Source organism: Lihuaxuella thermophila (assembly GCF_900110165.1).
Lineage (GTDB): Bacteria > Bacillota > Bacilli > Thermoactinomycetales > Thermoactinomycetaceae > Lihuaxuella > Lihuaxuella thermophila.
This window is the reverse complement of sequence record NZ_FOCQ01000004.1, coordinates 41,064-61,868: the sequence shown is the minus strand read 5'-3', so window position 1 is coordinate 61,868 and position 20,805 is coordinate 41,064. Positions and strand designations below refer to the sequence as shown.

General features: G+C 50.4%; 20 protein-coding genes. 6 read left to right on the top strand and 14 right to left on the bottom strand.

Annotation, left to right across the window (positions count from 1 at the left end):
- Window positions 1-137: 137 nt before the first annotated feature.
- Entirely contained in the window at window positions 138-1,250 is a 1,113-nt protein-coding gene (gene citZ / locus BMW55_RS05470; protein WP_089966156.1) for a citrate synthase, read from the bottom strand.
- Window positions 1,251-1,720: 470 nt separating this feature from the next.
- On the opposite strand from citZ, the gene ytvI reads away from it, so the two are divergent.
- The gene (ytvI, locus tag BMW55_RS05465) at window positions 1,721-2,854 is read left to right on the top strand and encodes a sporulation integral membrane protein YtvI (protein WP_089966154.1); all 1,134 of its coding nucleotides are present in this window, start codon (window positions 1,721-1,723) and stop codon (window positions 2,852-2,854) included.
- 54 nt (window positions 2,855-2,908) lie between these two features.
- Here ytvI and BMW55_RS05460 read toward each other — a convergent pair whose 3' ends face one another.
- A complete protein-coding gene (locus BMW55_RS05460) occupies window positions 2,909-3,304 on the bottom strand; it encodes an FxsA family protein (protein ID WP_089966152.1) in 396 nt (131 codons plus the stop codon).
- Window positions 3,292-3,759: an acyl-CoA thioesterase gene (locus tag BMW55_RS05455; protein ID WP_089966150.1), complete on the bottom strand. Its 468-nt coding sequence runs from the start codon at window positions 3,757-3,759 to the stop codon at window positions 3,292-3,294. Before BMW55_RS05455 ends, BMW55_RS05460 begins: the two co-directional genes overlap by 13 nt.
- A gap of 204 nt (window positions 3,760-3,963) precedes the next feature.
- Between BMW55_RS05455 and BMW55_RS19255 the strand changes: the two genes are divergently transcribed.
- Entirely contained in the window at window positions 3,964-4,107 is a 144-nt protein-coding gene (locus BMW55_RS19255; RefSeq protein WP_170839759.1) for a hypothetical protein, read from the top strand.
- Between the two features lie 163 nt (window positions 4,108-4,270).
- On the opposite strand, the gene pyk is transcribed toward BMW55_RS19255, so the two are convergent.
- The 9 genes from pyk to BMW55_RS05410 all read right to left on the bottom strand — a co-directional run bounded on the left by pyk (window position 4,271) and on the right by BMW55_RS05410 (window position 16,175).
- Complete coding sequence (gene pyk, locus BMW55_RS05450) at window positions 4,271-6,025, bottom strand: pyruvate kinase (RefSeq protein ID WP_089966148.1); 1,755 nt, start codon at window positions 6,023-6,025, stop codon at window positions 4,271-4,273.
- Between the two features lie 21 nt (window positions 6,026-6,046).
- Complete coding sequence (pfkA, locus tag BMW55_RS05445; protein ID WP_089966146.1) at window positions 6,047-7,006, bottom strand: 6-phosphofructokinase; 960 nt, start codon at window positions 7,004-7,006, stop codon at window positions 6,047-6,049.
- Window positions 7,007-7,093: 87 nt separating this feature from the next.
- The gene (locus tag BMW55_RS05440; RefSeq protein ID WP_089966144.1) at window positions 7,094-8,062 is read right to left on the bottom strand and encodes an acetyl-CoA carboxylase carboxyltransferase subunit alpha; all 969 of its coding nucleotides are present in this window, start codon (window positions 8,060-8,062) and stop codon (window positions 7,094-7,096) included.
- Entirely contained in the window at window positions 8,059-8,919 is an 861-nt protein-coding gene (gene accD / locus BMW55_RS05435) for an acetyl-CoA carboxylase, carboxyltransferase subunit beta (protein WP_089966142.1), read from the bottom strand. Before accD ends, BMW55_RS05440 begins: the two co-directional genes overlap by 4 nt.
- Window positions 8,920-9,041: 122 nt before the next feature.
- A complete protein-coding gene (locus BMW55_RS05430) occupies window positions 9,042-9,767 on the bottom strand; it encodes a FadR/GntR family transcriptional regulator (RefSeq protein ID WP_089966140.1) in 726 nt (241 codons plus the stop codon).
- 31 nt (window positions 9,768-9,798) lie between these two features.
- Window positions 9,799-11,037, bottom strand: coding sequence for an NADP-dependent malic enzyme (ystJ, locus tag BMW55_RS05425; RefSeq protein WP_089966138.1), 1,239 nt, complete (start codon window positions 11,035-11,037; stop codon window positions 9,799-9,801).
- Window positions 11,038-11,475: 438 nt separating this feature from the next.
- Window positions 11,476-11,961 carry a hypothetical protein gene (locus BMW55_RS05420; protein WP_089966136.1) on the bottom strand — a complete coding sequence of 162 codons (486 nt, stop codon included), beginning with the start codon at window positions 11,959-11,961 and terminating at the stop codon, window positions 11,476-11,478.
- 156 nt (window positions 11,962-12,117) lie between these two features.
- On the bottom strand, window positions 12,118-12,657 hold the full coding sequence (locus tag BMW55_RS05415; protein ID WP_244527454.1) for a phosphatidylglycerophosphatase A family protein: 540 nt from the start codon (window positions 12,655-12,657) through the stop codon (window positions 12,118-12,120).
- 65 nt (window positions 12,658-12,722) lie between these two features.
- Window positions 12,723-16,175 carry a DNA polymerase III subunit alpha gene (locus BMW55_RS05410; RefSeq protein WP_244527453.1) on the bottom strand — a complete coding sequence of 1,151 codons (3,453 nt, stop codon included), beginning with the start codon at window positions 16,173-16,175 and terminating at the stop codon, window positions 12,723-12,725.
- 150 nt (window positions 16,176-16,325) lie between these two features.
- Between BMW55_RS05410 and BMW55_RS05405 the strand changes: the two genes are divergently transcribed.
- From BMW55_RS05405 to BMW55_RS05390, 4 genes are read left to right on the top strand one after another with little or no spacing between them, the layout of a single operon-like run.
- Entirely contained in the window at window positions 16,326-16,655 is a 330-nt protein-coding gene (locus BMW55_RS05405) for a YtrH family sporulation protein (protein WP_089966130.1), read from the top strand.
- A gap of 1 nt (window position 16,656) precedes the next feature.
- Window positions 16,657-17,190 carry a sporulation membrane protein YtrI gene (locus BMW55_RS05400; protein WP_089966128.1) on the top strand — a complete coding sequence of 178 codons (534 nt, stop codon included), beginning with the start codon at window positions 16,657-16,659 and terminating at the stop codon, window positions 17,188-17,190.
- Window positions 17,191-17,240: 50 nt separating this feature from the next.
- Window positions 17,241-17,444, top strand: a complete 204-nt coding sequence (locus tag BMW55_RS05395; RefSeq protein WP_089966126.1) for a YtzJ family protein — start codon at window positions 17,241-17,243, stop codon at window positions 17,442-17,444.
- A gap of 55 nt (window positions 17,445-17,499) precedes the next feature.
- Window positions 17,500-17,817: a YtpI family protein gene (locus BMW55_RS05390; protein ID WP_170839758.1), complete on the top strand. Its 318-nt coding sequence runs from the start codon at window positions 17,500-17,502 to the stop codon at window positions 17,815-17,817.
- Between the two features lie 294 nt (window positions 17,818-18,111).
- On the opposite strand, the gene fni is transcribed toward BMW55_RS05390, so the two are convergent.
- Window positions 18,112-19,164 (bottom strand): type 2 isopentenyl-diphosphate Delta-isomerase, encoded by a 1,053-nt coding sequence (gene fni, locus BMW55_RS05385; RefSeq protein WP_089966122.1) that lies wholly within the window; start codon window positions 19,162-19,164, stop codon window positions 18,112-18,114.
- A gap of 253 nt (window positions 19,165-19,417) precedes the next feature.
- On the bottom strand, window positions 19,418-20,731 hold the full coding sequence (locus tag BMW55_RS05380) for a DRTGG domain-containing protein (protein ID WP_089966120.1): 1,314 nt from the start codon (window positions 20,729-20,731) through the stop codon (window positions 19,418-19,420).
- Window positions 20,732-20,805 lie beyond the last annotated feature (74 nt).

Below are 20,805 nucleotides of genomic sequence, written 5' to 3'. Positions count from 1 at the left end.
GCATATTGACCGAGTTTTCATTCGAATATTAGTTTTAAGTGTTTCCGCACTTCTTGGAAGTATTATACGGCTGCAGCGAAGATCCCCGCAAGGGGAACCTACAATTGAGATTACGGATGGCTATCCCTCAACCGCTATTAACGTTGATCGATGGGGACATATGACTGGTTGGTCAATCCGGTATACTCTGCACGCGGGCGAATGAGCCGGTTATTTGCATATTGCTCCAGTACATGGGCGGTCCAGCCGGTGACGCGGCTCATGGCAAAGATCGGCGTAAACAGGTCCCTGGGAATGCCGAGATAGGTGTACACAGAAGCAGAGTAGAAATCGACGTTCGGTTTTAGCCCTTTTTTCTCATAGACAAGCTGTTCAATTTTTGTGGACATTTCATACCACAGGGTGTTGCCCTTTTGTTCGGCTAATTGGCGGGACATCTCACGCAAATGTTTTGCCCGCGGATCCCCGTCTTTGTAAACGCGGTGGCCAAAGCCCATGATTTTTTCCTTATTATCCAGTTTGGCTTGGATCACGCTTTCAATCCGATCCAGCGAGCCAATGTCTTCCAGAGTGGCCATGACCTGTTCGTTGGCTCCCCCATGAAGAGGCCCCTTCAGAGCACTGATGGCTGAAGTGATCGCCGAATACATGTCGGCCAGAGTGCCGGTGGTGACACGAGCGGCGAAAGTAGAAGCGTTCAACTCATGGTCAGCGTGCAAAATGAGTGCTTTATCAAACGCCTTAACGGCAACTTCGGAAGGGTCTTCGCCGTTTAACATATAGAGGAAGTTTGCGGCAAAGCCGATCCCCGCTTTGGGCGCGACCGGGTCCAGCCCTTGTCTGATCCGGGCAAAAGCGGTTACAATTGTCGGAATTTTGGCTGTAAGCTTAATCGCTTTTTTGCGGTTGGCCTCAACCGTCTGTACTTCGGCCTCGTCATCATACAAAGCCAGGGCGGAAACGGCTGTACGCAGGACAGACATCGGATGAGCCGTTTTCGGAAAGATTTTCAACTGTTCGAGCAAAGCATCCGGGATGGCTGCATTCTCATCCAGTTCCCGCTTCAATTGATCCAGCTCGGCCTTGGAAGGAAGACGGCCGTTCCACAGCAGAAAAGCAACTTCCTCAAAAGTAGAATAATCCGCCAGCTCATCAATATTATATCCACGATAAGTCAAAACACTATCCACAATCGAGCTGATTTCGGAAGTTACAGCTACAACACCTTCTAAACCTTTTGCAACCGTCATATGATCGCTCCTTTACAACAGGCTTGTATAATAAGGGTACCTCAAGAGCACCTCTGACCATGAGAAACGGGTTGTGTGAGATGTTTATATTGAAGCTACAAACTGAATGAACCATCATTCTTTATCTTTATTATAAGGGAACTTTACTGAAAAGACAGTGCATGTTCGCATTTACACAAATTTTTTTATGTTGGAAACAGATTCCCGTTGTATTTTTACACTGTCTTATGCAAACAAAAACAGTTTTTCATAAACAAAGAAATTATCTGCCTTTTAAGTGCCCGTAGTTCATTCGTTAATCATTTTAACACAAATTGAAGTAATTCGCATCCTATGTGTTTTTCTTCCAAGCAACGGGAGTCAGAATTGTGAATGAATAAACATAAATCCGGCTCCCTGTTCCTGTCATGGAGAGCCCCAAAATGCTATAATATTGCTCAGCGGCGATTTAAACTCGGGAGGTCAACTGCATGAATTACAGTTATTGGCTCGGTCCCGCGATCCGGACTTTTACGGTGTTCATCATCGTAGTCGGCGCATATTATTTGATAAGCTTTTCACTTCCTCTTCTCTACCCATTTATCATCGGCTGGGTGATCGCCATGATGATCGAGCCTCTGGTGCAGTGGTTGGAAAGGAAAGTACGGCTTCCTCGCTGGGCAAGCGTCACGCTCGTTCTCTTTCTGTTACTTACCCTTATTTTTTCTTTTTTCATCTTTTTGGTAGCGGAAATTGTCGTCGAGCTGACCCGTTTGGCAGAGTTTCTGCCCGCATTTCTCAATAAAATGGGCCAGCTTTTTATAGACACCTTCACCAGAGAAAACACGGATCTCAAACGGATCATGGATACCGTTCAGACATACCTGCAGAAGAATCCTCAACACCAGCAGCAAATCACAGCCAGCATTCAGGAAAATATCGGGGTTATCACCAACAAAGGAACAGAGATGATTACCGGCATCCTCGCGGGAATCGGACGCTTTCTCAGCGATCTGCCTTATCTGCTCAGCGTGCTTGTGTTCATCACCCTGGCCGCTTTTTTTATCGGATTGGATTGGCCGCGTCTACGCCTGAAACTGCTCCGAGTGATTCCGTACCGGATTCAAACCACCGGCGGCATGGTGATTCAGGACATGAAAAGAGCGTTGTTCGGCTTTATCCGGGCCCAGCTTACGCTCATTTCCATTACGGCGGTCATCATGTTCCTGGGCCTGGTCATCTTAAAAGTGCCGTATGCTTTCACTATTGCCTTTGTCATCGGCCTGGTCGATTTGCTTCCCTATTTGGGAGTAGGCGCTGTGCTCGTTCCGTGGGTGATCTATTTATTCATCACCGGAAATATTCATCTGGGAGTCGGCTTATCCGTCGTGTACGGGGTGATTATCGTCGTCCGCCAATTCCTGGAACCCAAATTGGTTGCCACCAATGTGGGGCTGGATCCCCTCCTGACACTGATTTCTCTTTTCGTCGGGCTCAAGCTGTTCGGCTTTCTGGGATTGATTATCGGACCGGTTTCATCCGTTATTTTACTCGCCTTGCACAGGGCTCATGTATTCCGCGATATCTGGAAATTTATTATAGGCAAAACCCCCGTCTCTCCATGAAAAAAGACCCGTTCTAAGCGAACGGGTCCGATGTCACTCTCCTCGCCAAGCAATTTACCGTTTTCGGTACCAGCTGAAGTGACCGGACCGGATTTTCTTATTCAGCCAGCGTTTGATAAGCAACTTGGCCATGCCTCTCGTATACGGAAACACCAGGATAAATCCGATGAGATCCGTGAAAAAGCCAGGGGTTAACAAAAAGATGCCGCCGGCCAGAATACATGCGCCATCGAGCAATGTATCCGCGGGCAGTTCCCCGTTTCGGAGCTGGATCATCGCCAGCCGGTAGGTGTTTAAGCCTTCTCTGCGGGCTAAATAGCCACCGATCACTCCGGTTGCGATTACCAGCAAAATCGTAGGGAACGGCCCAATCCAGCTGCCGACCGTAATCAGACCCCACAGCTCGATCACCGGAACCAGAATGATGATCCCTACAATCAACCAGAACACCGTGACCCATCCTTTTCCTTCGGGCACAACGCCGCCAGTTTGTCAAACACTTCCGGGTACAGATGCTTGATATTCACCCGTTTCATCTCCTTATTTACCCATAAATGCTTGCTCATACCCGTTACCAGCAGCTTCCGGTCTTCGGCTCTCATAATCCGGTATTCAAAAACCATCTTCCCGCCGGAGAACTCAGCCAATCGGGTGAGTACCACGATTTCTTCATCATATCTGGCAGGCGCCAAATATTTGCATTGAACCTCAACCACGGGCAAAAGCAAGCCCCGCTCTTCAAACAGTTGGTAGGAGTATCCCTGATTGCGAATAAAATCAGAACGCCCCACTTCAAACCAGACCAAATAGTTCGCATAATAAACGACTCCCATTTGATCCGTCTCCTGATAGCGTACCCGCAAAGTTGTTTCTGTGGTATAATTGGCTTGATTTGCTATTGTCATGAGTGTACCTCCAGCCATCCAGAGATCGGTAGCATGATGAGCGATGACCGCTTCAATAAGCGGAATCAGCCTTATTATAACAATAGCGGAAGGACAAATGGAGAATCCGGACACATATTTTGCAGTTTGTCCTCACATAATGAGAATAGCCAAATTGACATTGTCGCGGTAAAATAAAAGCAAAACACGACTGCGGAGATGGGAATGAAGGTAAATCAAATGATGAAGCTTGAAAGGAGTGACGATGGTGAAACTGAGAAAAAGAAAGCAAAAGCGCAAAAAATTGCGCTGGTGGATCTTTCCACGCTTAGGATTACTATAATCAACGACTCCCGTTTGAAGTACTAAAAAGGGAGGAACGCACTCCCAAGGGGGGATGATCCCCCCTGTTTCATTTGAGCGATCAAGCTGTGAATGGTAAGCGAAGAGACATGCAACTGGACGGATAAATGATAAACACAAAAACCCAGACGATCCGCCGTATGGTTCGTCTGGGTTTTCTGTTTTTCGTTTATAATACGCTGGCCCGTCCGGAGTAAATGTGTCCGCGGTCCGCGTCTACCGTAACCTCAGTTTCACCCGCCAATACCTCTGTCGCGTTTTCCACTCCGACAACGACCGGTATGCCGAGGCTGACACCGACGACGGCCGCATGGGAGGTGAGTCCCGCTTCTTCGGTAATGACCGCTCCCGCCCGTTCGAAGGAATCCATCATATCCTTGTCGGTGCTGCGGGTGACAATGATGGCCCCGTCCACCATTTTCTCCCTGATCTCTTCCGCCGTGATTCCCACCACGACGGGCCCGGTAACCACCTGTTTTCCGATTCCTTGCCCCTGGGCCAATACTCCCCCGATCACATGTACTTTCATCAAATTGGTCGTGCCCGATTTCCCGACAGGGACACCGGCGGTGATAATGACCAGATCGCCCTGGTTGACATACTTGCTCTTCAATGACGAAGAGATGGCGGTTTGGAACATTTCATCCGTCGTCACGGCATGTTCACCCAGAACCGGATGAACTCCCCACACCAGCATCAATCTGCGCAAGACATCTTCTCTTGGTGTGACCGCAATGATCGGTGCCTTCGGGCGGTATTTGGAGACCATGCGGGCGGTATAGCCGGTTTCCGTAGCCGTGATGATCGCTGAACAATCCAAATTGTGAGAGGTATGTACAACCGCCTGGCTGATGGAATCGGTGATGCTGGTGTCAATTTCACGCACGCGTTGCCTGAGCAGCTCCTGATACCCGAGGGCGGTCTCCGTGCGGATGGCAATGCGCGCCATTGTATGGACCGATTCAACCGGATATTTCCCTGCGGCTGTTTCACCCGATAACATGATGGCATCTGTTCCGTCCAGAATGGCATTGGCCACATCGCTGGCTTCCGCCCGGGTCGGACGCGGGTTGCGTTGCATGGAGTCCAGCATCTGCGTAGCCGTGATCACAGGTTTGCCCAAGCGGTTACATTTCCGGATCATCTCTTTTTGCACCAGCGGAACTTCCTCTGCGGGGATTTCCACCCCCAGATCTCCGCGTGCCACCATCAGTCCGTCTGAAACCTCCAAGATGCTGTCCAGGTTGTCAATTCCTTCTTGATTTTCAATTTTTGAGATAATTTGGATGTCAGCCCCGTGCTCTTCCAAAATTCTTCGAATCTCCAACACGTCTTGGGGTTTCCGGACAAAAGAGGCGGCAATAAAATCGACTCCTTGTTCGATCCCGAAGACAATATCCGCTGCATCTTTTTCCGTAATTCCAGGCAAATTGATTTTGACACCGGGAATGTTGACGCCTTTGCGGCTTTTTAGCGTTCCCCCGTTTTCAATGGTACAGTGAATTTCCGTCCCCTCAATCTTGTCAACCGTTAAACCGATCAAACCGTCGTCGATCAAAATGGTAGAGCCGGGATGAACATCCCTGGGCAAACCCGAATAAGAAACGGAAATGCGGTTTTCGTCACCGAGAACCGGCTCCGGGGTCAGGATCATTTTTCTTCCGGCCACCAGTTCCACCGACGGTTCCTTCAAGTCGCCTGTCCGTATTTCAGGCCCCTTCGTATCCAGGAGAATGGCAATGGTTTTGCCTTCCTCTCTGGCAGCCCTTCTGATATTCTGAATTCTTCTCCCGTGCTCTTCATGGGAGCCATGGGAGAAATTTAACCGGGCAACGTTCATCCCGTTCGCAATCAACTTCCTGAGTGTTTCCACATCTTCACTTGCCGGGCCGATCGTACAAACAATTTTCGTTTTACGCAGCATGTTTCTCTCATCCCTTCAAAATTAGATGGACAAGATCTTGGCTAACTCATAAAGAGACATATTCGGTTGGTGTTTCTGGGAAAACGCTACATCAAAATCCACACCCACAACTTCATTATCCCGGATCGCTACCATTTTATCACGCTCCCCGGCTAAAAGAAGCTCCACGGCTTTGGCCCCCATCCGGCTGGCCAATACGCGGTCGAATGCGGTCGGTGATCCTCCGCGCTGCACATGGCCGAGCACCGTTACCCTGGTTTCCCAGCCAGTCGCTTGTTTGATTTTCTCCCCGATTTCCACGCCGCTTCCGACGCCCTCGGCTACGATGATAATGCTGTGCTTTTTCCCGCGCTCTCCTCCCCTCTTCAGCCGTTCCACAATCTCATCCAGCTGATAGGGAGCTTCAGGTATCAGGATCGACTCGGCCCCGTCAGCCAAACCTGCCCAAAGGGCGATGTCACCGGCATCTCTTCCCATCACTTCAACGACATAGGTCCGTTCATGGGATGTGGCCGTATCGCGGATCTTATCAATACATTCAATCACTGTATTAATCGCGGTATCAAAACCGATGGTGAAGTCGGTTCCCGGAATATCATTATCAATGGTACCGGGAACGCCGATGGTGGGAAACCCGAGAGCCGTCAGTTTTTGCGCCCCCCGGAAGCTTCCGTCCCCGCCGATGACGATCAACCCGTCAATTTGATGTTTGCGCAATTGTTCAACCGCTTTTTGACGCCCTTCCTCTGTCTTGAATTCTTCACAGCGGGCACTGTATAACACCGTTCCCCCGCGATGGATAATATCGCCGACCGAACCGAGCTCTAATTTTTTGATATCCCCTTGAATCAAGCCACTGTATCCCCGATAAACCCCATATACTTCCAGACCGTGATAGACACCGCTTCTCACCACGGCACGAATGGCCGCATTCATTCCCGGGGCGTCACCGCCGCTCGTTAAAACCGCAATCCGTTTCATCCGTATCACCTCTAAACTAAGAATAGCCTATCCCATAGGGACAAAAAACGTCCAATCGGGACAAAAAGAGAAACCGTCGAGCGGTTTCTAGGTGGGTACAATTGTGGTATATCGACCGATCTCGGCAAATTTCCGGTGCCTGTCTTCGACGAGCTCTTCGGGAGTCATGTTGAGCAGCGGCTGCAGGTTTTCCAAAATAGCCTCTTTGATGTAAGCGGATTGCTGCATCGGATCCCGGTGGGCGCCTCCTTTGGGTTCAGGAATGACCTGATCGACCACGCCCAACGCTTTGAGATCGGCAGAAGTGATTTTTAAGGCTTCCGCTGCTTCCTGTGCCTTGCCTGCATCTCTCCATAAGATGGCCGCCGCACCTTCCGGTGAAATGACGGAGTAATAGGCGTGCTCCAGCATGAGCAGGCGGTTTCCCACACCAATCGCCAAGGCTCCTCCACTGCCCCCTTCACCCGTGACGATACAGATGATGGGCACTTTAAAGCCTGCCATTTCTCTCAAGTTGCGGGCGATCGCCTCACTTTGGCCGCGCTCCTCTGCTTCCACACCCGGATGAGCTCCCTGCGTATCAATAAAACAGATGATCGGACGTCCGAACTTATCTGCTTGCTGCATCAACCGGAGGGCTTTCCGGTATCCTTCCGGATGGGGCAATCCAAAGTTGCGGGCAATTTTATCTTTTGTATCGGTTCCCCGCTCATGTCCGATCACCGTTACGGGACGGCCGTCCAACTTGGCAATCCCCCCGACAATGGCAGGATCATCCCCATACAACCGGTCCCCGTGCAATTCCATAAAATCGGTAAAAATCGTGCGGATGTAGTGAAGCGTGGTCGGGCGGCTGGCATGACGGGCGATCTGCACTTTTTGCCACGCGGTCAGATTGCCGTAGATCTCCTCTTCCAATCGGGCGGCTTTCGCTTCCAACGTGGCGATCTCATCCGACATATCGATCGATTTTTCCTGCGTAAATTTCTTTAGCTCCGTAATTTTATCCCTGAGCTCCGCCAACGGCTTTTCAAAGGGCAAATAACCGTTCTTCATTGGGTTTCCCTCCCGTACGCGTGAAACTCCAAGATCTTGATCAAAGTGTCACGCAATTCATGTCGCGGCACCACACGGTCCAACTGGCCGTGTTTTAACAAGAATTCCGCTGTCTGAAAGTCATCGGGAAGTTTTTGGCGAACGGTCTGCTCGATGACGCGTCTTCCGGCAAAGCCGATGAGCGCCCCGGGCTCGGCCAGATTAATGTCCCCGAGCGAAGAAAAGCTGGCAGAAACCCCGCCCGTGGTCGGATTCGTCAAGACAGAAACGAATAAAAGACCATTGCGATGCATTTTTTCCAAAGCAGCACTTGTTTTGGCCATCTGCATCAAGGAAAGAACCCCTTCCTGCATCCGGGCGCCTCCGGAAGCAGAGAAAAGGATAAACGGATATTGCTTGTCTACCGCCCGTCCGGCTGCACGGGCAATTTTTTCGCCTACAACGGAACCCATGCTGCCCATCCGGAAGCGGGAATCCATCACACCAATGACGGTCGGATAACCCCCGATGGTTCCTTCCCCGGTGATGACGGCTTCTTTCAGCCCGGATTTGTCCATATCCGCCTTGATTTTTTTCTTATACTCCGGAAATCCAAGCGGATCTTCAGACACCATGTCTTCATCATATTCAAAAAAGCGTCCCTCGTCCACAATCGACCGGATTCTTTCGGGCGCAGTCATGGAATAATGATAGCCGCAAGATTTACATACCTTTAAATTCTTTTCTAACTCCTTGGTGATCATGATCGTCCCGCATCTGGGACATTTTTGCATGATTCCTTCCGGAATTTCTTTTTTGGCTTCCGGAGAAGGAATCGTTGCGTATTTGCGCTGTTTGCGAAACAAGTCCTTTAGCAACAATAACACCTCATCCGAGTCTAGACTTCAATCTGTCAAATCCAAATCAAAAAAGATATCTATGTAATGAATGCAAGCGAATCCCAAGGGATTTTTATTTATCAGCTCGCAGTCATTATAGCTTATCTTGATGATTCATCGCAACGAAATGGAACAAAATGGTTTTCGTCTGTCCGTTTCAGCGTGAAATGTTCCAAAATCGTCTCCATCACCGACACCGCTTGATGTTCATTCTTATATTTCAAGGATTTGACCAGTTCCCGGTACCAGTGAAGCAGCTTTTCCTTCGCTTGCCGGTCCCGGATCTCCTCTTCCGTCCACAGAGTTTCGCTGTACTGCACGACAGGGTGCCAGATCCGCTCCAGCAAATAGTTATCCGCCAAACGGATGATCTGTTCATGGAAGCCTTTCATTGCCTTTGCCAGATTTCCCCCGTGTTCCATCAGCTCTTTCATGCGGTTGACCCAACTTTCCAGACTCTCGATATCCGCTGGTCCAGCTCTTCTCACTGCCAGCCGGACGGCTCCCGCTTCCAGAAGTACAAGCACTTCAAGCAGATCTTGTCGCGATTTTACATCCCGCAGGATATATCCCGCTAAAAGATCGACCAGATGATGAGAATGATGAGGTTCCAAATAAGTCCCTTCGCCCCTTTTCGTGCTGATCAGTCCCAGCAGTTCCAAGGAGCGCAACACTTCGCGGACCGACGAACGACCTGCTTGCAGCCGTTCGGATAATTCCCGTTCGGAGGGAAGCCGATCTCCGGGGCGCAGCTCATCCTGTTCGATCAACTGATGGATTCCTTTTAAAATCGATTGAAATTTACTTAAACCAGCTTCCGAAGTCATGACGACAATTGTTCCACCTTTTCCAAAACGATTAACGTGTGTAAACAGCGGAGAGTTGCATCGTTTTTTCGTACACCTCTTGAGGACTTACATGAATCCGGGCCTCACCGGTCTCCATGGCAGCTCTGGCAACTTCTGCGGCAACATTGGGGGCTACCCTTGGATCAAACGGAGCGGGAATGACATAGTCCGGACGCAATTCATGATCTTCAATCAGGTTGGCAATGGCATAAGCGGCGGCAATTTTCATCTGCTCGTTAATGCCGCGGGCGTGAACATCCAGTGCTCCCCGGAAGATGCCCGGAAACGCCAGCACATTGTTCACCTGGTTGGGATAATCGGACCGTCCCGTTCCCACTACCCTGGCTCCGGCATCCAGCGCTTCTTCCGGCATAATTTCCGGAACCGGATTGGCCATGGCAAAGATGATCGGATCTTCATTCATGGACCGAACCATCTCCGGTGTGACCGCACCTGCCACCGATACACCGACAAACACGTCAGCCCCTTTGATCACTTCCGCCAAATCCCCTTGCTTTTTGTCACGATTTGTCACCCGGGCAATCTCTTCTTTGATCGGGTTCATGCCGTACGGCCTCCCTTCAAAGATCGCCCCGCGGCTGTCGCACATGATCACGTCACGCACACCCATGCGAAGGAGCAATTTAATAATGGCAATTCCGGCTGCTCCGGCTCCGTTGGCCACGACACGGATTTCACTCATCTTTTTGCCGACGACTTTCAGGGCGTTGATCAGACCGGCCAGCGTCACGATGGCTGTTCCGTGCTGATCATCGTGAAAAACGGGAATGTCCAGCTCCTTTTTCAGCCGCTCTTCGATGATAAAGCAATTGGGAGCAGCAATATCTTCCAAATTGACCCCGCCAAAAGTGGGGGAGAGCAATTTCACCGTTTCCACGATCTTATCGATTTCGGTTGTATTTAAACAGATCGGAAAAGCGTCCACTCCGGCGAAGGACTTGAACAAAACCGCTTTCCCCTCCATGACCGGCATGGCCGCGTGCGGGCCGATATTCCCGAGTCCCAGCACAGCCGTGCCGTCAGACACAACCGCAACCAGATTTCCTTTCATCGTATAGTCATAAACCGTTCCCGGATCTGCATGGATCTCCCGGCAAGGTTCGGCCACGCCGGGTGAATAAGCCAGGCTCAGATCACGGGCATTGCTCACGGCCACTTTTGACTGCACCGATAATTTCCCCCGGTGTTCCCGATGCAACTTCAAAGCTTCTTCACGCAAACTGGACAAGAAAAATCGCTCCTTTGCCAAGTGGTCTGACCACTAATAGAATTCATTATATCAAATGAGTTAAAGAGAAGGAAGGAATCTTCCGTTAAGCGTCGGTTAAAACGGTTCACAGTAAACGCAAGAGAACGTGCAATTTCATTTAGAGGACTCCGGGAAATCCCCTCATCACCATCCTCCTGCATTTGCATTACCTTCCAGCCCCGATACATGAAGGATTCTGACCCGACTCACGACGATTTTGCGTCCTTGTGAAATCATTATAAACTATTATATCGAAACAGTCTAAATATTGAGAGGGTTGATTGTTTGCCCACATATTTGTCACAGTGCAAATTGCTTATTTTTCCGCGGCCGGTCACCCCCTTTGACTGCCTTTTTCATCTTCCCGAAAACAAAAGCCCCTTTTTATGAGGAAAAAAGAGGAGCTTTCGAAAACTTTTATGATTGATCATAGAGATGTTCTTTGATTTTCTGATGAAACTTGCGGAATTCGTTCATCCACCAGCTCTCAAATTCCGTAATCAATCCCCGGATATATAATTGAATTTCTACAGGATCTTTCGTTTGCAAACTCAAGTCTCCCCCCATCCAAACCTGCCAACCGTTTTCTTCCTGAGAAAAACAGACCTTAATATCCACCCCAAAGGAGACATCGAAGAAGCGCCAGTATGTACCTTCATCTTCTTTTACCTTATCCAAGTAAGCGAAAATGTTGGTTCTGAACCGCTCAAACAGCTGTTCCAGCTTCTCTTTCGCTTGATCCGATTCGGATGTGCGCAGAACAACGATTTCTTGATCCGGTTCCTTTTTCGTAATGAGGATGTGATTCTCTTCCCCGCTGACCACATATTTCTCTTCATGAAGAGGATCATATATCTCCCGGCTGCCGCAATTCTTTGCCAACAAGGTTAAAAACTGTTTCATCTGACCATCTCCATTTCAATAAATAAATAATAAATTCGTAATTCACCGCAAATCATCTGCTATTAGAGAGTATACATCAAGAATCGGAGAATGAAAGGGTTGGGACAAATGACAGGCAAAAAAAATGAAAGCCTGCGCGGCTTCGCAAGCTTTCCATTAAGGGTTGCAAGGTGAATGACCGATGAAGCTGTTGGGATCATCCAGTACCCCGTCTGCTGCATAGCGGTCCAAATCCGGGTTTTGATGCGCGATTCGCGCCGAAGCAGCCGCCGCAATTCCTCCGACCAAGTCATCCAAAAAAACATGAATCTGTTTTTCGTGATTATTCAGCGCGTTCATGATGCCAATTTTCTTTTTATCCAAATAGCCAAAGCTGGTCAGCCCGATCGTTCCGTACACGTTGATGATGCTCAAGGCCAGAATCTCATCAATACCGTACAAAGGTTCATCCACTTCCATAATGGTCTGAAACGGCTCGGGAAGCAGCTTTTTCTCTGCCAGCATATCCAGAGATACACCAGTGATAATCGCGTGTTGAACTTCTCTTTTCCTTAAAACCGCCTGCACATTTTCCCGGCAGATGTCCAGATTTAAGTCTTTATTATAAGGTGCCTGCAACTCGTAAACGATCCGGGCAATGTCATCGATGGACACTCCCCTTTGCTTTAAGAGTTCCATAGAGTGTCGGTAAAACACGGTATCTCCCCTTCTAAGAAAGCCCATTTCTCTGAGTATATGCAAATACCCCCGAGAAGTGTCATTTAACTTTTCAAGCGAAAAGCCTGATATCCTAAGATTGCCTCAATCTGGCGAATACATTCTTCGGAAGGAGTAATCCCGTATTTCCCCACAGGCAGTGCCAGCAGCTTTTTTGTGCGCTCGTAAAACAAATAAACCGGTGTGGAGCCGCGGTAAGACAGCAACACTTGTTTGAGGGCATGAAGAATTTCCGGCCTTTCGTGCTGAGCTGAAATCCGCAGATACGCCTCTTCGCGTTTCACATGACCGGCTCCGGTCATAGTGTCAGGCGGAGGAGAGGACTTCGGGAGAAGGGACAAGTCCTGAATTGAATCGGCGACCAGCTTGGCTCCCTCTTCATGAAGATGGACGGACCCTTGAATCCTGAACGGGCGATCTGCCTCTAAAAACGTTCGCACCTGCGCGTACAGGCGGGGAAAAACGACCACTTCCAACTGAGCAGTCTGGTCTTCCACCATCACAAAAGCCATCGGCTCTCCTTTTTTGGTTTGAATCATCTTGACATCGGTGACCAGACCGGCGATGGTCACCGGCTCGTGATCTGTGCAATCCCGCAGCTGGCTGATCCGGTGGGTAACCTCTTGTTCGATCCGCTCGCGGTAATCATCCAGAGGATGGCCGGATAAATAAAGGCCCAGCAGTTCCCGTTCATACTCCAGCTTTTCTTTTTGCGTATAGGGCGGAATATCGATCTGAAGGATATCGTTTTCCGATTCTCCCCCGGCCTCATCCACAAATAAACTCATCTGGTTTTCAGAACGGTTCCGCTGCTCCCGGGATGCCTTTTCCATCAAATCATCGAGGACAGCCAGCAGCTGGGCGCGGTGGCCGGGAAGAGCATCCAAAGCCCCGCATTGAATCAGCGATTCCAACACCCGCCGGTTACAGACCCTGAGATCAATCCGCCTGCACAGATCCGGCAGGTCTTTAAACGGCCCTTTTTCCCGTGCGCGAAGGATCGACTGGATGGCCAGTGTGCCCACATTTTTTACAGCGGATAAACCGAAACGAATCGCCCCCGTCTCCACGGTAAAGGCAGCGCCGCTCTTCTGAACATCCGGAGGAAGAACCTTGATACCCATCCGGCGCGCTTCCTCGATGTATTCCGCCATCTTGGTCTGACTGCCCGTCACCGTGGTTAAGAGCGCAGCCATAAACGCCAGCGGATAATTGGCTTTTAAATATGCCGTCTGATAAGCCAACACCCCATAAGCGGCCGAGTGGCTGCGGTTAAATCCATAGTCGGCAAAACGGACGATGAGATCATAAACCTGGTGACCGGTCTGTTCATCATAACCGTTTCGCAGGCAACCTTCCACAAAGGCGGACCGCTGTTCGACCAACAGCTCCCGCTTCTTTTTGGCTACGGCGCGACGCAAAAGGTCCGCCTGTCCCAGGCTGAAACCGGCCATTTTAGCGGCGATCTGCATAATCTGCTCCTGATACACAATGATTCCGTACGTATTTTTAAGAATATCTTCCAGATCCGGATGCGGGAAGGTGACTTTTTCCAAACCGTGCTTGGCCCGGATAAAGCGCGGAATTTGTTCCATCGGTCCCGGCCGGTACAAGGCAAGCACGGCGATAATATCTTCAAATGAGGAAGGGTTCAGCTCCCTGAGCACCTTGCGCATCCCGGCCGATTCCATTTGAAACACGCCCGTCGTCTCGCCCGCCGACAACAGCTGGTAGGTGGCCGGATCATCATAGCGGTCACTGGCAAAAGATACGCTTACTCCGTCATGCTCACGGATCAACCGGATGGAGCGCTCAATGACGGTCAGATTGCGCAGTCCCAGAAAATCGGCTTTCAGAAGGCCGATCTCCTCCAGTACTTCCATCGGATATTGGGTAAGGGCAACTCCGCCGCTTCCTTCCTGCAACGGGACATGTTTGGTCAGTGGTTCCTGGGATATCACGACACCAGCCGCGTGCGTGGAGGCATGGCGCGGCATACCTTCCACTTTTTTTACAGTGTGAAGCAATTCCGCCAACTGCGGTTTTTTGGCCAGTTCCTTCAAACGGGGCTCCGCCCGGAAAGCGCGTGACAGCGTCATACCCGGACTGGCGGGAATCATCTTGGCCGCCTGATCCACCTCTTTGTACGGAAGTCCCATCACGCGCCCCACATCCCGCACGGCCGCTCTCGGAGCCATCGTTCCAAACGTGATGATTTGCGCGACACGGTCTTTTCCGTACTTCTCCATCACATATTGAATCACTTCGTCCCGCCGTTCATAGTTAAAATCGATATCAATATCGGGCATACTGACCCTCTCCGGATTTAAAAAGCGCTCAAACAATAAATTGTAACGGAGCGGATCGACATCGGTGATCCGAAGCACATAGGAAACCAGGCTTCCGGCCGCCGATCCCCTGCCCGGCCCGACCGCGATTCCCCGTTCATGGGCAAAGCGCACAAAATCCCATACAACGAGAAAATAATCGTTAAAGCCCATGCGGTCGATAATGGACAACTCATACTCCAGCCGCTTCCGCACCTCTTCGGAAATCGTTCCGTATCGTTGTTTCGCCCCTTCATAACACTTTTGGCGCAAATAATCTCCGGCGGTCGTTCCAGGCGGGAGGGGAAATTTCGGCAACAGGCGCCTTCCGAGCGGAATCCGGACATTGCAGCGCTCTGCCACTTTCACTGTGTTGGCGAGCGCTTCCGGCACATAGGCAAACAACCGTCTCATCTCTTCCGCCGATTTCAGGTAAAACTGGTCGGACGGAAAACGCATCCGGTCCTCATCCGCCAATTTTCGGCCCGTTCCGATACACAGCAAACAATCATGCACTTCGTGATCATCCCGTTCGGTGTAATGGACATCATTGGTGGCGAGCAGCGGAATCCCCATCTCTTTGGACCAGGAGATCAGCTGGCGGTTCACTTTTTGCTGTTCCGGCATCTGGTGATCCTGCAATTCGAAAAAGAAATGATCCCGGCCGAAGATGTCCACATACTCATCGACCAGCTGCCTGGCCAAGCTGATTTGGTCATGCAAAATCGCTTGCGGGATTTCTCCGGCCAGACAGGAGCTGGTGGCGATCAGCCCCGCAGAGTATTTACGGAGCAGTTTTTTGTCGATGCGGGGCTTGTAGTGAAAGCCGTGCAAGTGGGCTTCTGTGCTGAGGCGCATTAAGTTCCGGTAGCCTTCTTCCGTCTCGGCCAACAGGAGCAGATGGTAGATCTTTTGTTCCCGAAGCGGCGGCTTATCGCGATAATCGCCGTTTGTCAAGTAAACTTCACAACCGATGATCGGCTTGATCCCCTCATCGATACACGCTTTATAGAAGGGAACCACCCCGTACATGGCTCCATGGTCCGTGATCGCCAGCGCCTTCATGCCATGCGCTTTGGCCTTGCGCACCAGCTCTCCGATGCGGGCGGCTCCGTCCAGCAGGCTATACTCCGTATGTACATGGAGATGCACAAACGAATCATTCTCCACAGTCCATCCACCTCCCGTCTTCTCCCTTCTATTATAACGAAAGCCCGCGAAAGCGAACATGTCTTCCCCGCATGCAACCTGTCCACATATTTCCGGGCAGGTGGTCATAAAGATATAGAACATACGGTGATAAAAAGGCGGGTTTGACCGATGCAACATGAATTTTGGGCAACCACGATTTTAGACTTTTTAATTGCCCTGGGGGTTGTGCTCGGCGGGGTGATCCTGGGAGGACTGGGCGCATTCATTACAGATGAGTATCCGATGCACCGGATGCTGCACCTGGCTGACAAACTGAAAATCTGGGCCATGGTGGCCGCCATCGGCGGAACGTTTGACACCATTAAAGCATTTGAGGTCAATATTTTGGGCGGACAGCTCGATCTCGCTTTCCAACAATTAATCTTTATCATGAGTGCATTCATCGGGGCTCATACGGGTACTGTCCTGGTCCGGTGGATGATCCAAGGGGTTATCTGAGATGGCGCGCGGAGTGATCCGGGGAATCAAAAACAACGGACGGGCGTTTGTGATGTTTCTCCTGGGAGTCTGTACGGGAGCCGCATTCTTTCTCATCTTGCACGCCCAAAAATTGGACGGATTGTACCGCGAACGGGATGCGATTTATTACGCCAATAACCAGAAGTATAAAGAAATCATGAAATTAAAAGAGGAATTGGCTGAACTTGCGAGAAAAGGAGCTTACCAGAAAAATTACGAAGAAACCATCAAGAAGATCGAAGTAGAAATCGACAGCGAAGAACCCATCGGCCCGGAGTCGGACATCAAAAGTAAAGTAGAAGAAATGATGAAGCCCTTCATCGAAAAACCGATGGATTGGGTGATAAAAAACCCCGATATGGTGGCACTGGTGCTAAAACAGCCTGTCGCCATCGACCAGGAACAAAAATTTCAGCTCTCCGTCAAATACCTTTCCTTTTTTCATTCAACCCTTCGAATCTGGGTCCAGGTTGAAGAAATTTCTGACGAAGGTGTGTCAGATTCTCCGAAGTAGTCGCATTGGCGATTTTTTTAAGGTAAGATGGTAAAAGGAGGGGAACCACCATGATCATTAACCGAAAAGCCCTTGCCAGGGAAAAAGTGGAAAAATTGAAAAACGGTTACTCTGCCTTTACGGACTCAGAAGAAGTGGCACAGCTCGTAGAGAAGGAAATCGCAGATTTAAACATGGCGGTCCATATTGATCGTACATCCCTTGGATGTTGGTTTATCCCCGAAAAGCTGATCACGGAGCATAGCCAATCTTAATCTTTTTGCGCCTCATCTCCGGATGATGGCGCTCAAGCCTTTTAGGAGGATTTTTATGGAAGCCATTGGCATTGTACTGGTATCCATCATATGCATCACCATTTTCGGCACTTTTTTCCACAGCATCATGTCGCGCCGCGCAGAAGGAGTCACCAGACGGATTTACCAGGCGCGCATGAATATTCACATGGGTTTGATGTTTCTCTCCATCGCCATCCTTCAGCTGACCATCCCGGGTTCTTCCTGGCTGCGATATACATTTATTTTCTTGATCTTTGCCGTTGGCTTGATCAACTTGTACTACGGAGTCAAACACCGGCGTTATTTCAGGCAATTGGTGGAAACTCAGGATGAGGTTACACAGCAAACTTAATCAACGATCGAAAATCATGAAGCCGATCCCCTGCCCTTTGGGAGATCGGCTTTTATTTTCAGATCATACAAGAGACTTTTCCAGAGAACAGCGGAACAAGGGGCCTATCTTTCCATTTATCGATCCGATAACTGAACAATCGAAAGCAGATGCAAATTAATTGAAACCGTTAGGATTTCGGGCAACTGTAAAGCGACGACAAATGTCGCATCCGCATGAAAGCGCGACCGCCCCGGAAGCGCTATCACAGAACACTCCCTGCACAGCGGAAAAGTGGTATCATCACCGGCTTTCTCAAAAGGGCCGCTCCCCGATGTTGCAGATTCGATCCGTCCCCTTCAACTCTCGAACGTTAACCGTTCCAATTCCGAACATGGCGATTTTCATCTCCAACTCGATTTGCTTCAATCGGCGGGCAATCTCTTCCGCGGAAGAGACGGCGGCCGGAAGGAGAGACCGGCCAAACCCGGCCAGATCAGCGCCCAGGGCAATCGCTTTGGCCGCATCCACCCCGTTTTTCAATCCCCCGCTGGCAATGAGAAATCCGCCAGGTATTTCCCTCCGGGCCTCCACAATACATTCCGATGTCGGGATTCCCCAGTCGGCAAACGCTTCTGCTGCAGCTTTCATCACACTGTCTTCGGTGCGATGTTTCTCCACCTGGATCCAGGAAGTCCCTCCTGCCCCTGCCACGTCGACAAAAGCGACTCCAATATCAAAAAGCCGGCGGGCAAGCGAACCGTCAATCCCCCACCCGACTTCCTTCACCCCGACCGGAACCTCCAGTACCCGGCAAATCTCTTCCATACGGCGCAGCAGCCCTTTGAAGCGTGTATCTCCCCCCGGCTGGAAAGCTTCCTGCATACTGTTCAGGTGGAAGACGAGCGCATCGGCTTCGGTAAGCTCAACGGCACGGCGGCAGTGGTCCGCGCCGTAACCGTAGTTCAATTGGACTGCTCCCAGGTTGGCCAAAATGGGAATGTCCGGGGCGTATGTACGGATGTGAAAGGTATACGCAGTTGCCGGGTTCTCAATGGCGGCCCGCACCGATCCCAGCCCCATCGCCCAACCCCGCTCCTGGGCAGCCAGAGCCAGGTTCTTGTTGATGTTAAACGCTTCTTCGGTTCCACCGGTCATCGAACTGATGAGAAACGGTGCAGAAAGGGGCTTTCCCAGGAAGGAAACAGAGAGAGAGATGTCTGAGAAATTGATCTCGGGAAGTGCTTGATGCAGAAACCGGTATTTTTCCAATCCCGTGGTGATTTCCCTTCCCGCCACATCCCGGCTCAATGCGATTTTGATATGTTCCGATTTTCTTTTTTCGATCCGTTTCTTTCCCGATCCCATCAGGTTTGTTCCTTTCCACAGCCCTTTTTGTGTGTATTCAATGTTTATCTGCCCAGCCAACCGGTAAAGTATTCATAGGGGCATGAGCCATGATTACCCGTCTCATCATCGCCTGCTCAAATACAGCGGATGCCGATGAATCAAGAAGAAAGTTCATTCTATTTTATTTCATTTTATGGAGAGAAAAAACGATCTTCTGATATTCAAAAACAGGAAGCGCAACATCATCGGCTTCCTGTTTTTGAATGGGTGGTCACCTGTCAATCGTATGGGCGGTGACGAGAGCTTTGGCCACCACTTGATTGTCCAGGGTTACCTCGATATCCATTTTGGCTTGTTTGCGTCCCATGTCCAGCATGCGGGGAGTAATCTCCACTGTGCTTTCCAACTGGATCGGTTTTAAGGCATAGAGAGCAAAGTTTTGTACCGTCAGATCTCCTCTGCGCAAGCGTCGCAACATGCGAAGGGCGGCCTCCGTCATTAAGGAGGTTAATACCCCCGTACTCAGCATGCCGAGCGAATCCGTCATTTGCGGGGTAATTCGTCCGCGAAAGACCATTTGCCCCTGGCGGTCCTTCGTTTCCTCAAACCCCCGAAAGCTGAGTTCCTGGATGGTTTCCCCCACTTGAGGCTGTTTTTGCATATACTGCAGGGATTTGATCACATCCTGCCGGCTGATCACTCCGAGCAGACGGCGCTGATCGCTGACAACCGGCAACAGTTCGATCCCTTCCCAAACCATTTCATGAGCGGCCGCGGCCAGAGAGGTTTTCGGCGTCACGACGATGGGATTTTTCGTCATCGCTTTCTCCACGCGCTCGTCCGGGCTGAATCCCATCACATCTTTCGCCGTTACCATCCCGACAACCCGTTCCGATTCATCAATCACCGGATAACGGCTGTGCGCGGTTTCGCGAACCAGATCATGGAATCGGGCCACCGTATCGTCCACATGCAAATAGGTGGGTTTGTGATCCTTAGCCAAGACATCTTCCACCAGCAGAATTTCCTTTTTGATCAGCCGGTCATAGATGGCCCGGTTGATCATCGAAGCGACGGTGAAAGTGTCATAACTGCTGGAAATAACGGGAAGGTCCAGCTCATCCGCCAGCTGTTTTACCTTGTCCGTCGCGTCAAACCCTCCGGTGATCAGCACCGCCGCCCCCCGCTCCAAAGCAATCTGGTGGACCTTGTCCCGGTTGCCGACAATGAGCAGGATGCTCGGTTCCACATAGCGCATCATCGCCTCCAATTTCATCGCGCCGATCACAAAGCGGTTGAGCGTTTTATAAAGGCCTCCTCTTCCGCCTAATACGTTTCCGTCTACAATGTTGACCACTTCTGCAAAGGTGAGCCGTTCAATATCGGAGCGCTGCTTTTTTTCGATGCGGACAGTCCCCACCCGTTCAACGGTATTGACCAGCCCTTGCACTTCCGCATCCTTGATCGCCCGGTAAGCCGTCCCGTCACTAACCCCCAACTCTTTGGCGATCCTTCGCACCGAGATTTTTTGCCCCACTTCCAATTGCTCGATATATTGGAGAATCTGCTCATGTTTGGTCGTCAATCCTCTCACCTTCTTTCTTGCAGCTCCTGTTATATAACATTATACCTCAAAATGGGATACAGAAAAAATAAGAG

Excerpts from the sequence above, each read along its gene's own strand:
- citZ (WP_089966156.1), bottom strand. The coding sequence starts at position 1,250 with ATGACGGTTGCAAAAGGTTTAGAAGGTGTTGTAGCTGTAACTTCCGAA.
- ytvI (WP_089966154.1), top strand. The coding sequence starts at position 1,721 with ATGAATTACAGTTATTGGCTCGGTCCCGCGATCCGGACTTTTACGGTG.
- BMW55_RS05455 (WP_089966150.1), bottom strand. The coding sequence starts at position 3,759 with ATGACAATAGCAAATCAAGCCAATTATACCACAGAAACAACTTTGCGG.
- BMW55_RS19255 (WP_170839759.1), top strand. The coding sequence starts at position 3,964 with ATGAAGGTAAATCAAATGATGAAGCTTGAAAGGAGTGACGATGGTGAA.
- pyk (WP_089966148.1), bottom strand. The coding sequence starts at position 6,025 with ATGCTGCGTAAAACGAAAATTGTTTGTACGATCGGCCCGGCAAGTGAA.
- pfkA (WP_089966146.1), bottom strand. The coding sequence starts at position 7,006 with ATGAAACGGATTGCGGTTTTAACGAGCGGCGGTGACGCCCCGGGAATG.
- BMW55_RS05440 (WP_089966144.1), bottom strand. The coding sequence starts at position 8,062 with ATGAAGAACGGTTATTTGCCCTTTGAAAAGCCGTTGGCGGAGCTCAGG.
- BMW55_RS05430 (WP_089966140.1), bottom strand. The coding sequence starts at position 9,767 with ATGACTTCGGAAGCTGGTTTAAGTAAATTTCAATCGATTTTAAAAGGA.
- BMW55_RS05420 (WP_089966136.1), bottom strand. The coding sequence starts at position 11,961 with ATGAAACAGTTTTTAACCTTGTTGGCAAAGAATTGCGGCAGCCGGGAG.
- BMW55_RS05405 (WP_089966130.1), top strand. The coding sequence starts at position 16,326 with ATGCAACATGAATTTTGGGCAACCACGATTTTAGACTTTTTAATTGCC.
- BMW55_RS05400 (WP_089966128.1), top strand. The coding sequence starts at position 16,657 with ATGGCGCGCGGAGTGATCCGGGGAATCAAAAACAACGGACGGGCGTTT.
- BMW55_RS05395 (WP_089966126.1), top strand. The coding sequence starts at position 17,241 with ATGATCATTAACCGAAAAGCCCTTGCCAGGGAAAAAGTGGAAAAATTG.
- BMW55_RS05390 (WP_170839758.1), top strand. The coding sequence starts at position 17,500 with ATGGAAGCCATTGGCATTGTACTGGTATCCATCATATGCATCACCATT.
- fni (WP_089966122.1), bottom strand. The coding sequence starts at position 19,164 with ATGGGATCGGGAAAGAAACGGATCGAAAAAAGAAAATCGGAACATATC.